Origin of the sequence: Yersinia aldovae ATCC 35236, from assembly GCF_000173735.1 — a bacterium.
GTDB classification, from domain to species: Bacteria; Pseudomonadota; Gammaproteobacteria; order Enterobacterales; family Enterobacteriaceae; genus Yersinia; species Yersinia aldovae.
Genome location: NZ_ACCB01000016.1, coordinates 1 through 14,550, shown reverse-complemented (window position 1 = coordinate 14,550; position 14,550 = coordinate 1). Strand labels below are relative to the sequence as shown.

Below are 14,550 nucleotides of genomic sequence, written 5' to 3'. Positions count from 1 at the left end.
TAACCTAGTAATTTACTCAAGTATTATTGGCCTTTTTCATTTTCAATGATATGCGATGTTTTCTGTAATAACCAATTGATATAAGGCATTAATTTTTATTATCTGGTGCAGCATCACCCGCACTACCTTGTGGGTATTTATCTTGTTTCTCGATGGATGTCAGCATCCCGCGCAGGATATTTAGCTCTTGAACCTCGGGCCGCGCACGGGTAAACAGGCGGCGTAATTTGCTCATTATTTGCCCCGGGTGGGCCTGACGAATAAAGCCAGTATGGGATAAAACCTGCTCCAAATGCAGGTAGAAACGCTCCAGATCATCCACTAACGGATAAGGGGCTTCCTCTGTTTCTATTACAGGTAATACCGCTTGTTGCCTTTCAAGGAAAGCCACCCGCACTTCATAGGCTATAATTTGTACCGCCATCGCCAGATTCAGTGAGCTGTACTCAGGGTTAGCCGGAATGGCAACATGATAATGGCACTTTTGCAGTTCATCGTTAGTCAGACCAACTCGCTCACGGCCAAACACCAGCGCAACCGGCGCATGTTCCGCTTCGCGTGCGCTGCGAACACCACATTCACGCGGCTCTAGCATCGGCCACGGTAAGGTGCGGGAACGAGCGCTGGTGCCGATAACCAGGCTGCAACCGGCTAACGCTTCATCCAGCGTATCGACAATAGTGGCATTGCCAATCACATCGCTGGCACCGGCCGATAGTGCAATGGCCTGAGAATCCGGTTTAACTAACGGATTAACCAGATATAAATTGGTTAATCCCATTGTTTTCATGGCTCTGGCTGTCGAACCCATATTGCCGGTGTGTGAGGTCTCAACCAAAACGATACGAATATTGTGTAGCATACAAACTCTGAGGATAACGGGGAATCGGCATATCTTAACACAGACATATACCCAAGCTACTTCGAGTTGCAGGTAGGCGGCCAACACCCTTGCATCTTGAAGGGTGACGGGTATAGGCATTTATCCGAACCCCTGCTATACTATGCGCCGTTTCTCGTTCTTTAACATCCTAGTGGAAGATACCCATGCATCCAATGCTGACTATCGCCATACGCGCTGCGCGTAAGGCCGGTAACCTGATTGCCAAAAGTTATGAAACGCCCGACGCTGTCGAAGTGAGCCAGAAAGGCAGTAACAATTTTGTTACCAATGTTGACCGCGAATCAGAAAGACTGATTATCGAGATAATCCGTAAATCTTATCCAAAACACACCATTATTAGTGAAGAGTGCGGTGAGTTGGAAGGCGAAGACAAAGATGTGCAATGGGTTATTGATCCACTGGATGGCACTAGCAACTTCATTAAACGTCTCCCTCATTTCGCGGTTTCTATCGCGGTACGCATTAAAGGCCGTACCGAAGTTGCCGTGGTTTATGACCCAATGCGTAACGAACTGTTTACCGCAACTCGTGGTCAGGGTGCGCAGTTAAACGGTTATCGTCTGCGTGGCACCAATGCCAAAGATTTAGACGGCACCATTCTGGCAACCGGTTTCCCGTTCAAAGTAAAACAACACGCTCCAGCTTATCTGCGAGTGGTGGGTAAACTGTTTGAACAGTGTGCTGATTTTCGTCGCACCGGTTCAGCGGCACTGGATTTGGCGTATGTCGCCGCCGGCCGTGTGGATGGTTTCTTTGAGATTGGCTTGAAGCCGTGGGATTTTGCCGGTGGCGAGCTGCTGGTGCGTGAATCTGGCGGTGTGGTGTCTGATTTTGCCGGTGGCCATAACCATTTCAACTCTGGCAATGTGGTAGCGGGTAATCCACGCGTTATAAAAGGCATTCTTAACGCAATAGTACAAGCAGAAGTGAGTGATGCCCTGAAGCGTTAATTCTATACTCGTCATACTTCAAGCTGCATGTGCGTTGGCTGCGTTCAATAACCCGAATCACTTACTTATGTAAGCTCATTGGGATTTTCTCTCTTGCTGCCTTCCTGCAACTCGAATTATTTAGAGTATATATGAATGACGGTTTGATACAAAAAAGCCAGTCGGCTAACCCTGGCTGGCTTTTTTTATTGTGAGGATTAACGACCGAATGGCCTGATCCCCCCCATCATTTCCGGCTGGCTGGAAAGATAAAGCAGCACTCCGGCAAACAATAAAATAAGACCACCGGTTAATGCCAGAGTCGACCAGGCAATAGGCCCCCATGCTGCGGGTGTACGATTACGGCCTAAATGCACCGCCAAACGCCGCGCATAGTGAACCAACAGCGCCAGCAACGAAATCGTCAGTGATGTGCCAATCGCCATCGCTATCGCGGATAAAATCCCCCACCAATAGACACCAATCACTTTGGCAAACAGCAGCACCATGATAGCACCAGAACAGGGCCGCATTCCCATCGCCAGTACAATTGCCAGCCGGGTACGCCAGTCATTACTGGCCTGTAACTCTTGTGAACTGGGCAGATGGCGATGTCCACAACCACAGTTATCGCTGTGAACATGGCTCGCGGATAGAGGCTGTATTCGCTGAATAGTCACTTTTTGCGGCTTTAATAACCTCACTTGATAATAAAGCCGTTTTATTGCGCGGTAACACAGCAACAGACCTAAGCCAATAACCAGCAGGAAACTGCCTTTTTCCAGCCAGAAGCTGCTTTGGTGTAAATAGCGCGAAGAGAGTTGCAACACGCCCAGCAATACCGTAACCAATAAGATAGCCACCCCACCCTGCAATATTGAGGCGGCAAAAGTCAGCTTCAAGCTACTTTTTAGCTGCGCCGGATGGGTTGCCAGATAAGTTACTATCACTACTTTGCCATGCCCTGGGCCGACGGCATGAAGCACGCCATACATCAGGCTAAACATCATCAGTGCCAGCCCGGTGTGCTGGGGGTTAGCTTTAACCTGCTGCAACAGTTGCGCCATTTGCTGGTGCATAATTTTTTGCCAGACCACGGTTTTAAACAGCAGTTCAGGCCAATAGAACCAGGCTACCTGTGCGGCTCCCGCCAACAGAAATAAGAACAAAAACAGCGGCCATAAATTAACCAACCCGTGTCGCTGGCGAGTTGCAGTTGCAAGCCCTACTGACATTGTACCGTCACTCGCTGCGCAAATTGTTGTCCCAGTTCCATGTCCTCTCCCGGTGAATCATTTTTATCCAGTGACAATGCATAAGCCTGTAAAGAGGCGTTTGGATTCGGGGTAAATAGTGCCAGCTTGCAGCTTTTCTCCATTTCAGGTGACAGCCGTATCGCTTTGTCACTGGCATAGGTCATATCAACAAAATAAGTCGTATCATAAGTTGAAATGATAAAAGGCTTGCCCGCCAACGGTTGTGGTTCCGCCAGCGGCAAAATGAACTCAAGTACTGCCTGATGCCCCTTGCGGGACAAACGATATTCTGTCGGCAAGTTTTTATATTTCACTGGCTTACCATCACGGTAGATATCAGTGAAATAGTGTTGTCCCAGTACATTAGCCATCACTTCTGCCGCCAACTTTTTCCAAATTTCGCCATCACTCTTGGCATTTTCTGCGTCATACAGCAAATCAGCAGAGGTGATTTCATCCATCGTCCACACCATTTTCATGCCTATCAATGTCTGTTTTTCACTGACGAAAGTGGTATCCATATCAATAAAGCTATGAGGATGGGCCAGAGCCTGCGGGCTGTAAATAAAAGCGGCCACCGCTAACAACAAGGTAGTAAGTCGGTTAATTACAATCATTTTGTTATAATATAACATACTACGCATTAATCAATCCTTGGAAATTCTACGATATACACAAAGTCACTGGGGTTACAGGTAGGCCGCCAGCAAACGCATTCCAATGAGCTTACATAAGTCAGTGATTCGGGTAAGTGCGCGTAGCTCACCCGCTGTAGCGCCAGGTACAAAGGGCATAACTGTGATGTAAGTTGTAAGTCGATGTAAAAGCCCTCTGCTCTAACCAACTGAATGAATCTCTTTTGCTATGCTTGATACTGATAAATAACAACTCATTCATCACTGAAGGTTATATGAGACAGGACACTTCCTCTGTGACCCTATTATCCAGTCAACCGCTATCAGGTCAGCAGCGGCGCTGTCATATGATTTTGATGCTTTTTATGCCAGCATCGGTGGTACAACTCGATACCATTAGCCAATTAAACGGCGTCGACCTGACAACGACACGGCAAGATATAGCCGAGGTTGCCAGTGAAATCCAGCGTTTCTACCATTTGCAGCTCAATGCCAATCCTGATGATATTTGCCTGATTTACGGCAGCAGACTGGATAAAAGACTGTGCCTTATCCATTGGCTACGGCGTGGGCTACGCTATTGCCCCCATTTTATCGAAAACCATTTCGCCCCCTGCTTATATCAGGCACTGTCGTGGGATGAGCGTTTGTTATCAGAACATTTGCCACAGATAGTCAGCCAGTGCGAACCCCATTTGAACCGGCGACTCAATGAAAAAGATCGCCAATTTTTGCAACTCTATTTAGCCTATTGTGCTTGGGAGAATCAACAACAAATCCCCCCTGAGCTATCACAAACACAACAGCAATGGTTGACGTGCAAACCCGCGCTGGCGGCGGCAGACAGCCTGTACCATGCATTTAATCCGCTGCTAAATCAGCCATTGGATTCTATTGAACGCGATATGCTGGTACTGATGTTAACCATGATTAAAGCCCACAGCTATCACAGTTCTCAATCCGCCGAAGATGAACGCCTGATAACCGCGATTAACCAATTGATTAAGCATTTTAAGCAACTATCCGGCATGGCATTCAGCAGCCATAATGATGCGCTGGTCAACCAATTGTTTGCTCATCTCGCCCCTGCGATTGAACGATGCTATTTCAATATTGGGATTGATAATTCATTTCTAGAAGAAGTAAATCGTAAATATCCCCGCTTACTGCGCGCCACACAACAAGCGCTGACGGAGTTTGAACAGGAGTACCAGATCCAATTTTCTGCCGAGGAAATTGGCCTGATCGCCATTAGTTTCGGTGCCTGGTTAATGCAGGAAAATGCCTTACATGAAAAACAGATTTTACTGCTAACGCGGAACAATTTAGCGCTAGAAGAACAGTTGGAACAACAGATACGTGAACTGACCCTGCTGCCGTTGCATGTCAAATACTTGCCCCACGACGTATATCTACAATCCGGCGCACCTGCGGGCACCTCAGTGGTCATTAGCCCTTATGCCGTGCGGCAACCTGAATCAACACCCCCACTGATTCAGGTATTATTACCACTGACAGAGCAACAAATTAAGCAGCTACACAAGGTATTGGAGCTGCCTTAACCCGCTCCCCCTTCTGAATCAGCAACAACCCGAGGGCGAATAAACAGTGCAGGGATGGCGATCAACGCCATAACCCAGAAAACACCGCCTTGATAATGCTCGAATAAGAAACCCGAAATCACGGTCATTATCGCAATACCGCCCCCCATCGCCAGCGCAGAATAAACCGACTGCAAACGGATAACATCCGCCCCACGCCGTGCGGCGATAAAGCGCATTGCCGCCAGATGACAGACCGTGAATGAGCCACAGTGAAGGATCTGAATCAGGATTAACCACGCTAACTCCGTAGTCGAGGCCATCATGCCCCAGCGGATAATGCCGCTGATGGCCGAAAGCAGGAGCAGGCTGCGGGCCGTCCAGCGGCGAAACAGCACATTACTGAATGCAAAGACCAGGATCTCGGCGACCACCCCCAGCGACCATAAATAACCAATAGTCGCTGCGGAATAACCTGCCTCTTGCCAGTAAATGGAGCTGAAACTGTAGTAACCGGCATGAGCACCCTGTAATAACGTCACGCAGAGTAGAAAACGCCATACTTGCGGCTCAGCGAGCAAGACTTTCCAATCCGTTGCCACCACATTACGACTTTTAACTTCTCCTTTTGGCATCACACTGGGTCTCAGCAGAGATCCCAGCAGCATAGCTGAAACACCAAAAATCAGGCTGTAGAGGATAGCGGGATGGCCCCAAACCGAGACTAGCTTACCGGTCAACGCCGAGCCAATTACAAAGGCCAGCGATCCCCATAACCGGACTTTACCGTAATCCATTGATATCTGTTTCTGCCAAGTGGCCGCAAGTGCATCGGTCAATGGCACCAGTGGGCCAAAAAACAGGTTGAAGCCCGCAATAACCACCATCAACCAAGCCCAACCATTGCCGAACCAGAAACCGACCGCAAAGGCTAATGTCAGCAGCGCCAGAATACGAATGGCGGTAACCAGATGGGATGGATCTTTCACACTAGGGGCTATGATCAGACTGCCGAGGAAACGAGAAATTAAGCCTGCGCCCAACAAGATACCGATGGTTTCAGGTGGTATCCCTTCTCCTTGCAACCAGATGCCCCAGAAAGGCAGGAAAATGCCATAAGAAAAGAAATAAGTGAAATAGTTGAGCGACAGCCAACGTGTTGATTGCAATACCATGAGTCCCTCCAGGGTCAGCCCGTCACTGTGACAGAGGCCCCGTCTGCTAGCAACTTTGTAATTCTGCAAACATAGAGTTTGAGAGTAAGTTCACACTATAAGCATTGGGTTTTACACAATAACACCCCATTACGCGGTAGCCCTCGTATCGTCTGTTGGCCTGGGTTACCCGCCAACAGACGTAAAAAAACCCGCATTGGCGGGTTTTCATTACAACTGATGCAAAGCTATTATGCGTAAACTGGCAAACGAGCACAGATAGCCAGAACTTTCTGTTTGATACGCTCAATGGTCGCTTCATCGTTGATGTTATCCAACACATCACACATCCAGCCAGCCAGTTCACGAGATTCCGCTTCTTTGAAGCCGCGACGCGTGATAGCAGGGCTACCGATACGCACGCCAGAAGTCACAAATGGGCTTCTCGGATCGTTAGGTACACTATTTTTGTTCACGGTGATATTGGCACGACCCAAAGCAGCATCGGCGTCTTTACCGGTGACGTTTTTGTCCACCAAATCCAGCAGGAACAGGTGATTTTCAGTACCGCCAGACACCACTTTATAACCGCGTTCCTGGAACACGGATACCATCGCTTTGGCGTTTTTAACCACTTGTTGCTGGTAAATTTTGAACTCAGGCTCCATCGCTTCTTTCAGTGCTACCGCTTTACCCGCGATAACATGCATCAATGGGCCGCCCTGATTACCTGGGAAAACAGATGAGTTAAGTTTCTTGTACAAATCCTCATCCCCCCCTTTAGCCAAAATCAAACCACCGCGAGGGCCGGCCAATGTCTTGTGCGTAGTAGTAGTCACGATATGCGCATGAGGAACTGGGTTAGGGTATACGCCCGCAGCCACCAGGCCTGCTACGTGAGCCATATCGACAAACAGCCATGCATCAATGCTGTCTGCAATTTCGCGCATTTTTGCCCAATCAACGATACCGGAATAGGCGGAGAAGCCACCGATAATCATTTTTGGTTTTATGTTTTTCAGCCTGAGCGGCCAAATCGGCGTAATCAATCTTGCCAGATTCATCGATACCGTAAGGCACGATATTGTACAATTTACCGGAAAAGTTAACCGGTGAACCGTGAGTTAAATGGCCGCCGTGTGCCAGATTCATACCCAGAACAGTGTCGCCGGGTTGCAGTAAAGCAGAGTAAACTGCCACGTTAGCTTGCGAACCGGAATGCGGCTGAACGTTGGCGTAATCGGCACCAAACAGCTCTTTAGCACGATCTATAGCCAGTTGCTCTACCACGTCGACATACTCACAGCCACCGTAGTAACGCTTGCCCGGATAACCTTCAGCATATTTATTCGTCAACTGAGAACCCTGTGCCTGCATAACACGCGGGCTGGTGTAGTTCTCAGAGGCAATCAGCTCAATGTGCTCTTCCTGACGCACCACTTCTTGCTCCATTGCACGCCATAGATCTGCATCATAATCGGCAATGTTCATTTCACGCTTTAACATCCGGCTCTCCTGACTTAGCTAACAAAATAGACCTGGTGGGCTACCCCTTCGGGTTGTAGAGCACAGTGTAAACTGTTTCGCCCCCGTTAAGATAGGTCTTGACAGAGGTTTTTACGCAAACGATTGGCTTGAGGCTACATAAGGCTTTGAGCTGTTCATAGTTCATCCACTGCAACGGAATTATCCTCATATTCATCATGTGCTTTTTTCATATTCTCTGGATTAACGCGCCATACATATTCTCCCTAGCATCGGAAAGTGTATTTACAAATTCCCGAAAAACCTATAAGGTGCATATAGAATGCATCTATTAATTTACACACTATAATACCTAAAGTAATTGGCGTTACAGCGATATCAGGTTAGCTACAACGCTAAGTACAAAGGGAACAAGGAGCACACCATGCTGGATAGTCAAACCATCGCCATCGTCAAGTCTACCATCCCAGTACTTGCCGCGACTGGCCCCAAACTGACTGCACATTTTTACGATCGCATGTTCAAGCACAACCCAGAACTCAAGCACATTTTCAACATGAGCAATCAGTTCAATGGGGATCAGCGTGAAGCGCTGTTTAATGCCATTTGTGCCTATGCGGCGAATATTGATAACCTGGCCGCCCTGCTACCCGCAGTCGAGCGAATTGCCAATAAACACGCCAGCCTGAATATTCAACCAGAGCACTACCCAATCGTTGGCCATCATCTAATAAGTACATTAGATGAGTTACTGTCTCCAGGTCAGGAGGTGTTGGATGCCTGGGGTAAAGCCTATGGCGTGCTGGCTGACGTGTTTATTCAGCGGGAAAAGCAGATCTATCAACAGAGTGAATCCGCAACCGGCGGCTGGAGAAACTTGCGTCGTTTCCGCATTATTAAAAAAGAGATGCAGAGCGAGGTAATTTGTAGCTTTGTGTTAGCACCCGAAGATGGCGGACGAGTGCTTGATTTCAAACCAGGCCAATATTTGGGTATCTATATTGAAGATGAAAGCCTCGAATATCAGGAAATTCGCCAATATTCACTGACCGCCGCACCGAATGGCAAAACTTACCGCATTGCGGTGAAACGTGAAGAGCAAGGTACTGTTTCAAATTATCTACATGGTAAATTAAATGAAGGAGATAGCGTGCGCATCGCCCCACCGCGCGGCGATTTCTTCCTGGATGTTTCGCCACAGACGCCGGTCGCACTGATCTCAGCCGGTGTCGGCCAAACGCCCATGTTAAGTATGCTTAATACCCTTCATAGCCAGCAACATGCGGCTCCGGTACATTGGCTACATGCGGCAGAAAACGGTCGGGTCCATGCCTTCGCTGATGAAATCGCGGCAATTGCTGAAAACATGCCTAATCTTAGCCGCCATGTATGGTATCGCGAACCAACCGCACAGGATGGTCAGGGCGAGGATTATCATAGCAAAGGATTTATGGACCTCAGTTCGCACCAGTGGTTAGCAGCCGATCCCAACCGACATTACTATTTCTGCGGCCCGGTAGCCTTTATGCAATTTGCTGGTCGCCAATTATTGGCGCAAGGTGTTGCAGCTGAGCGAATTCACTATGAATGCTTCGGCCCACATAAAGTTATCTAGTAATTGAATTTTATTTAATTTCTCGCTGGTCAGCCCCCAACTGACCAGCTATTCTGCTATAAGAAAAGCGTTTGTATCCTGCTTTAAAAGTTGATAAAACTTGATGTAGCTCTCATATATCCTCACTTATTATTGCCACGATGATATATTTATATGAATGTTAAAATATTCATATAATTGAAAATTAATAGTACGACTAAAATCATCTTCTTATGCTCTATTGTCAGGTAACATAATTGACTGCTGGGCAACATAAGGCTATTTGACCCACCATGAGTAAGAAATTTATAAAAAAAGAAGGGTTGGCTCTGGTATCAATGGCGCGCTATTTAATTGGCGAGCACCCCGGTAGTCGGCTAAAGACTATCGACGATCTATCAGATGATTTCGGAATTTCAGTCGGCGTGATACAGCACGCATTAAAAGTGCTTGAGGCCGAAGGGATTATCGTGGTGGAGCGTCATGGCCGCAATGGCACGCTGCTGGTTGATCTCAATATGCCACTCTTGTTGCAGCAAGCTGATCTCGGCAACATGGTCTGTGCCATGCCATTGCCCTACACCAAGCTTTATGAAGGTTTGGCCAGTGGTTTAAGAGAGCAGTTTACCTTGCTTCCCCTCTATTTCGCCCATATGCGTGGCGCTAAGGTACGTATCGAATGCCTGATAGACGGTATTTACGATATCGCGGTGGTGTCTCATCTGGCGGCCAAGAGTTATATTGATGAAGGGAGGGTCGCGCTGGCGCTCAATCTTGGTAATGGCTCTTACGTCGATGGTCACCAATTGATTTGCCGCCCTGGTGAACAACAGAATATTCGTCGGGTAGGATTAGACCCTCGCTCACCAGACCAGTGCCTGTTGACCGAGATTAAATTCGCCGGGCAACCGATTGAATTGGTAGAGATACCTTATAGCGACTGTATTGCACATATTAGCCGTGGTGATATTGATGCTGCTATCTGGAACCTGACGGAGAATGTTCCCCATGAACATTTGCAGGCAACAAAATTGCAGGGTGATGAGCGTTATATTCAGGCATCTCAGGCGGTGCTCCTCATCCGGCCAGATAACCATCCGATCAAACTGTTACTGGAAAAAGGCATCAATGGAACATTGTTGCTGAACCACCAGCGCGCAGTACAAAATGGTGAGATAGAACCTCGCTATTAATTATAACACATTGTTATATAATCATAATTTGAGTGGCAGAGCGTCAACACACCCGCGACTTGAAGTATGACGGATAATAGACTGTTTTCAGAGGAGCAACTCTTTGGAACTCTGTATCAATTCACGCCTAAATATTTTGTGTCAGTCTGGGGTTATCGATCTCGATATCGGGCAGGGCTTAGACAAGGTTATCAGTCGGTTAGATAACTTCTGGCAGTTGCCCGTTCACGGCGAGCAAGGGGTGATGGCCATCACTCATATGGCAAATGCGCTGATGCGTACCCGCCGTGGTGAGGAAATTCAGGGGCTGGACCCGGCAATATTAGCGGAAATCTATCAAAGCGAAGAAATCCATTATATCAGAGAAATCAATCAGGATTTATTGGCGTATTTTCCGCTAAAACCGACAGAAAATGAAATCGGATATTTACTCGCAAACCTTTACAGTCTATACCTTGCTAGTGACATGCCCCCACGGTGCTAAATCGGGGCGGGCTTTAATAGTTATCAAACTGGTGCCTTCTTAAATATTCAAAATAATAATAATTTAACGCTATCATGACTTAATGAAAACCACCTCGGGCTATTAGGACATCAAATGTTTTTAAAAACCCTGTTAAAACAGAACCCCAGATTAATTGATGTTGAACAAACAGAAGCCAATGCCCGTCAATTGCTCAAAACGGCCAGCCATTACAATATAAAACTCTATTTAATGAGCAAACAGTTTGGGCATAATCCTGAATTGTGTCGCCGCTTACTGGCATGTCGTTATGAAGGAATAAACAATAAAATCGCCCGTTTCCCAAGTATGGCAGCGGTGGATTTTAAAGAAGCGCGCCAACTACACCGACACGCAATTCCCGTAGCTCATATCGGCCATCTGGTGCAGCCACCTTCTGCAAGGGTAGATGATATTGTCAGTTAGCAACCTGAAGTCATTACGGTTTTCTCGCTAGAGAAAGCATTAGAGATTTCGCGGGCCGCCAGTCGTCATTGCCGCCATCCGCGAGATGCCTGCGGTACGGTTAGTTGGCGTCACCCGCAGCGAGGTAGTGCTCATTGATGGGATTCAAAGCGGAGATCCCCGCTTGCCTGGCCGCTATGATAATTAAGGAAATAGTCTGAGTTAATCGCTGCATCTCCCGCTAAGAAGGGTATAGTCATTGCTGGTATCATAAGTAATATTAATGAATTTCTCTCCCAGAAATCAATAATGCATCATCTCTGGGTGTTATCTTACAAATACTCTCTGTCGCCTTCGGAGCCTGAACGATGATTAATCCTAACGGTTATACCTACGCTCACGAACATCTCCACATTGATTTATCTGGCTTTAAAAATAATCTGGACTGCCGGTTGGACCAATACCCGCCGATTTGTGACGAAATGCGCGAATTAGTGAGCAAAGGGGTAGCAAACATCGTTGAAGTCACCAATCGCTACATGGGGCGTAACCCGCAGTTTTTATTGAATTTGATGCGGGACAGTGGCATCAATGTTATCGCGTCAACCGGTTACTATACCGACAGTTTTTATCCGCCGATGGTGCGTGAAAGTACCGTACAGCAATTGGCACAAACCATGATTGATGAAATCGAGCTAGGTATTGATGGCACCGAACTCAAAGCGGGTGTCATTGCCGAGATTGGTACCAGCGAGGGGGTGGTTACGGCCGATGAAGCAAAAGTATTCCATGCCGCAGCATTAGCGCACCACGCCACCGGTTTAGCCATTTCCACTCATACCAGTTTCAGCACAATGGGATTAGAACAAATCGCACTGCTCGAACAACATGGCGTCCCACTGAATCGGGTGGTTATCGGCCATTGTGATCTCAAAGAGCAACCAGACCTTATTTTGCGAATGATCGATAAAGGCGTTTATGTACAGTTCGATACTATCGGCAAAAACAGCTATTTCCCGGATGAACGGCGTGTCGCCATGTTAGTGATGCTGGCTGAACGTGGATTGCTGGATAAAGTAATGCTTTCTATGGATATTACCCGTCGCTCCCATTTAAAAACCAATGGTGGTAGCGGCTTTAGTTATTTAGTTGATACGTTTATTCCCCTGTTACTGGCCGCCGGACTTTCACAAGATCATGTGGAAATGATGCTGCGCCACAATCCTAATAAATTTTTCTCAACGCAAGGAAAGTGATTATGAAGAAGATTGGCATTGCCGGGCTGCAACGCGAGTTAATACGCGAGATGATCGAGCAGACGGCACCGAATACCTTTGAAACATTTATTCTTTCGGATATGGATGCGGCGGTAAAAGTGAAAGAAGGTCAGTTGGATTATTATATTGGTGCCTGTAACACTGGGGCCGGAGCCGCGTTATCAATGGCTATCGCCATTATCGGCTATAACAAAAGTGCCACCATCGCCAAGCCGGGAATCAAAGCCAAACCAGAACAAATAGAAAAATTTGTCACTGATGGCAAAGTGGCATTTGGCTTATCTGTCGAACATATTGAACATGCTATCCCATTGCTAATTACACAGCTACGCTAAGGGGCCACCGTGGATTATATTCATATTATTGTGGTTGCCCTGCTGACAGGGATGACCGCGCTGCTGTCTCACCGTTCTGTGGCCGTGTTCCATGACGGCATTCGCCCTATTCTGCCGCAGTTGGTTGAAGGGAATATGAGTCGCCGTGAGGCAGGCAGTATCGCGTTTGGCTTGAGTGTCGGCTTTATTGCCTCTGTCGGTATCTCTTTCACACTCTCAACCGGTTTACTTAACTCCTGGCTACTGTTTCTGCCGACCGACATCATTGGCGTGTTGGCGATTAATAGCTATCTGGCCTTCGCGCTAGGCGCGGCTTGGGGTATTTTGGCGCTGACCAGTTTACCCGCCGTTAATACCGCGCTGACCTCTTTACCGGTTAACTTTATCGGTTCGCTGGGTGAATTGAGCAGCCCGGTGATATCAGCCTTTGCCTTGTTCCCGCTGGTCGCCATTTTCTACCAGTTCGGTTGGAAAACTGCCGTCGTCTCTGCCTTTATCGTGCTGCTGACCCGGCTGGTCATCACCCGCTTTACCGGGCTTTTCCCTGAATCTATTGAAATTTTCGTCGGTATGATCCTGCTTATCGGCATCGCTATCGCACAAGACTTGAAAGCAAAAACCCACCTGGGAGGGGGTGGAGGGCACTCTGTTTTCGAAGAACGAACCCAGCGAATTATTAAAAATCTGCCGATGCTGGCCATTGTCGGTGGGTTAATTTCAGCCGTCGCCAGTATGAAGATCTTCGGCGGCAGTGAAGTGTCGATTTATACGCTCGCCAAAGCTTACGCTCCGGGCATCACACCGGAAGAATCACTGGCATTAATCCATCAGGCATCGCTGGCCGAGTTTATGCGCGGCCTTGGTTTTGTGCCGCTGATTGCCACCACCGCGCTGGCAACCGGTGTTTATGCCGTAGCTGGTTTCACATTCGTGTTTGTGGTGGGTTATCTGGTACCGAATCCATTGCTGGCAGGGATAATTGGTGCGGTAGTGATATCGCTGGAAGTATTGATGCTGCGCTCAATCGGTAAATGGCTGGGCCGCTTCCCCTCCGTGCGTAATGCCTCCGACAATATTCGTAATGCCATGAATTTGCTGATGGAATATGCACTGTTAATCGGGGCTATCTTTGCCTCGATCAAAATGGCCGGCTACACCGGTTTTACCATCACCACAGCCTTATATTTCCTGAATGAAGCCATTGGTCGCCCGGTAATGAAAATTGCCGCACCGGTGGTCGCCGTGATTATTGCCGGTATTGTGCTGAATCTGTTCTATTGGCTGGGGTTGTTTGTCCCGGTATAAACCCGTTGTACTTGAAGTTACAGGGTTGTTAGCTA

The 14,550-nt window shown here is 47.8% G+C and carries 12 protein-coding genes and 2 pseudogenes; 9 read left to right on the top strand and 5 right to left on the bottom strand.

The window, feature by feature from the left end; translation table 11 throughout:
- Positions 1-88: 88 nt before the first annotated feature.
- On the bottom strand, positions 89-862 hold the full coding sequence (gene trmJ / locus YALDO0001_RS09440; RefSeq protein ID WP_004702411.1) for a tRNA (cytosine(32)/uridine(32)-2'-O)-methyltransferase TrmJ: 774 nt from the start codon (positions 860-862) through the stop codon (positions 89-91).
- Positions 863-1,047: 185 nt separating this feature from the next.
- Here trmJ and suhB point away from each other — a divergent pair, with 185 nt between their 5' ends.
- Positions 1,048-1,854: an inositol-1-monophosphatase gene (gene suhB / locus YALDO0001_RS09435; RefSeq protein ID WP_042839650.1), complete on the top strand. Its 807-nt coding sequence runs from the start codon at positions 1,048-1,050 to the stop codon at positions 1,852-1,854.
- 197 nt (positions 1,855-2,051) lie between these two features.
- On the opposite strand, the gene YALDO0001_RS09430 is transcribed toward suhB, so the two are convergent.
- Positions 2,052-3,068 (bottom strand): nickel/cobalt transporter, encoded by a 1,017-nt coding sequence (locus tag YALDO0001_RS09430; protein WP_042839649.1) that lies wholly within the window; start codon positions 3,066-3,068, stop codon positions 2,052-2,054.
- The gene (locus tag YALDO0001_RS09425; RefSeq protein WP_004702404.1) at positions 3,059-3,724 is read right to left on the bottom strand and encodes a DUF1007 family protein; all 666 of its coding nucleotides are present in this window, start codon (positions 3,722-3,724) and stop codon (positions 3,059-3,061) included. The genes YALDO0001_RS09430 and YALDO0001_RS09425 overlap by 10 nt, the downstream gene beginning before the upstream one ends.
- A gap of 275 nt (positions 3,725-3,999) precedes the next feature.
- On the opposite strand from YALDO0001_RS09425, the gene csiE reads away from it, so the two are divergent.
- Positions 4,000-5,286 (top strand): stationary phase inducible protein CsiE, encoded by a 1,287-nt coding sequence (csiE, locus tag YALDO0001_RS09420; RefSeq protein ID WP_042839646.1) that lies wholly within the window; start codon positions 4,000-4,002, stop codon positions 5,284-5,286.
- Here csiE and YALDO0001_RS09415 read toward each other — a convergent pair.
- Entirely contained in the window at positions 5,283-6,440 is a 1,158-nt protein-coding gene (locus YALDO0001_RS09415; RefSeq protein WP_004702399.1) for a 3-phenylpropionate MFS transporter, read from the bottom strand. The two genes, csiE and YALDO0001_RS09415, sit on opposite strands and share 4 nt — an antisense overlap.
- A 230-nt stretch (positions 6,441-6,670) precedes the next feature.
- Positions 6,671-7,925: pseudogene (gene glyA, locus YALDO0001_RS09410) on the bottom strand (serine hydroxymethyltransferase).
- 403 nt (positions 7,926-8,328) lie between these two features.
- Between glyA and hmpA the strand changes: the two are divergent.
- The 7 genes and pseudogenes from hmpA to YALDO0001_RS09375 all read left to right on the top strand — a co-directional run bounded on the left by hmpA (position 8,329) and on the right by YALDO0001_RS09375 (position 14,515).
- A complete protein-coding gene (hmpA, locus tag YALDO0001_RS09405) occupies positions 8,329-9,519 on the top strand; it encodes an NO-inducible flavohemoprotein (RefSeq protein WP_042839644.1) in 1,191 nt (396 codons plus the stop codon).
- Between the two features lie 272 nt (positions 9,520-9,791).
- Positions 9,792-10,691, top strand: coding sequence for a GntR family transcriptional regulator YhfZ (yhfZ, locus tag YALDO0001_RS09400; protein WP_004702393.1), 900 nt, complete (start codon positions 9,792-9,794; stop codon positions 10,689-10,691).
- Between the two features lie 103 nt (positions 10,692-10,794).
- Positions 10,795-11,175 (top strand): hypothetical protein, encoded by a 381-nt coding sequence (locus YALDO0001_RS09395; RefSeq protein ID WP_042839643.1) that lies wholly within the window; start codon positions 10,795-10,797, stop codon positions 11,173-11,175.
- Positions 11,176-11,289: 114 nt separating this feature from the next.
- A pseudogene (locus YALDO0001_RS09390) lies at positions 11,290-11,758 on the top strand (type III PLP-dependent enzyme domain-containing protein); the annotation flags it as partial.
- Between the two features lie 208 nt (positions 11,759-11,966).
- Entirely contained in the window at positions 11,967-12,854 is an 888-nt protein-coding gene (locus YALDO0001_RS09385; RefSeq protein WP_004702383.1) for a phosphotriesterase-related protein, read from the top strand.
- A 2-nt stretch (positions 12,855-12,856) separates the two neighbouring features.
- Positions 12,857-13,210 (top strand): DUF2620 domain-containing protein, encoded by a 354-nt coding sequence (locus tag YALDO0001_RS09380; protein WP_004702379.1) that lies wholly within the window; start codon positions 12,857-12,859, stop codon positions 13,208-13,210.
- A gap of 9 nt (positions 13,211-13,219) precedes the next feature.
- A complete protein-coding gene (locus YALDO0001_RS09375) occupies positions 13,220-14,515 on the top strand; it encodes a YhfT family protein (RefSeq protein ID WP_004702377.1) in 1,296 nt (431 codons plus the stop codon).
- Positions 14,516-14,550 lie beyond the last annotated feature (35 nt).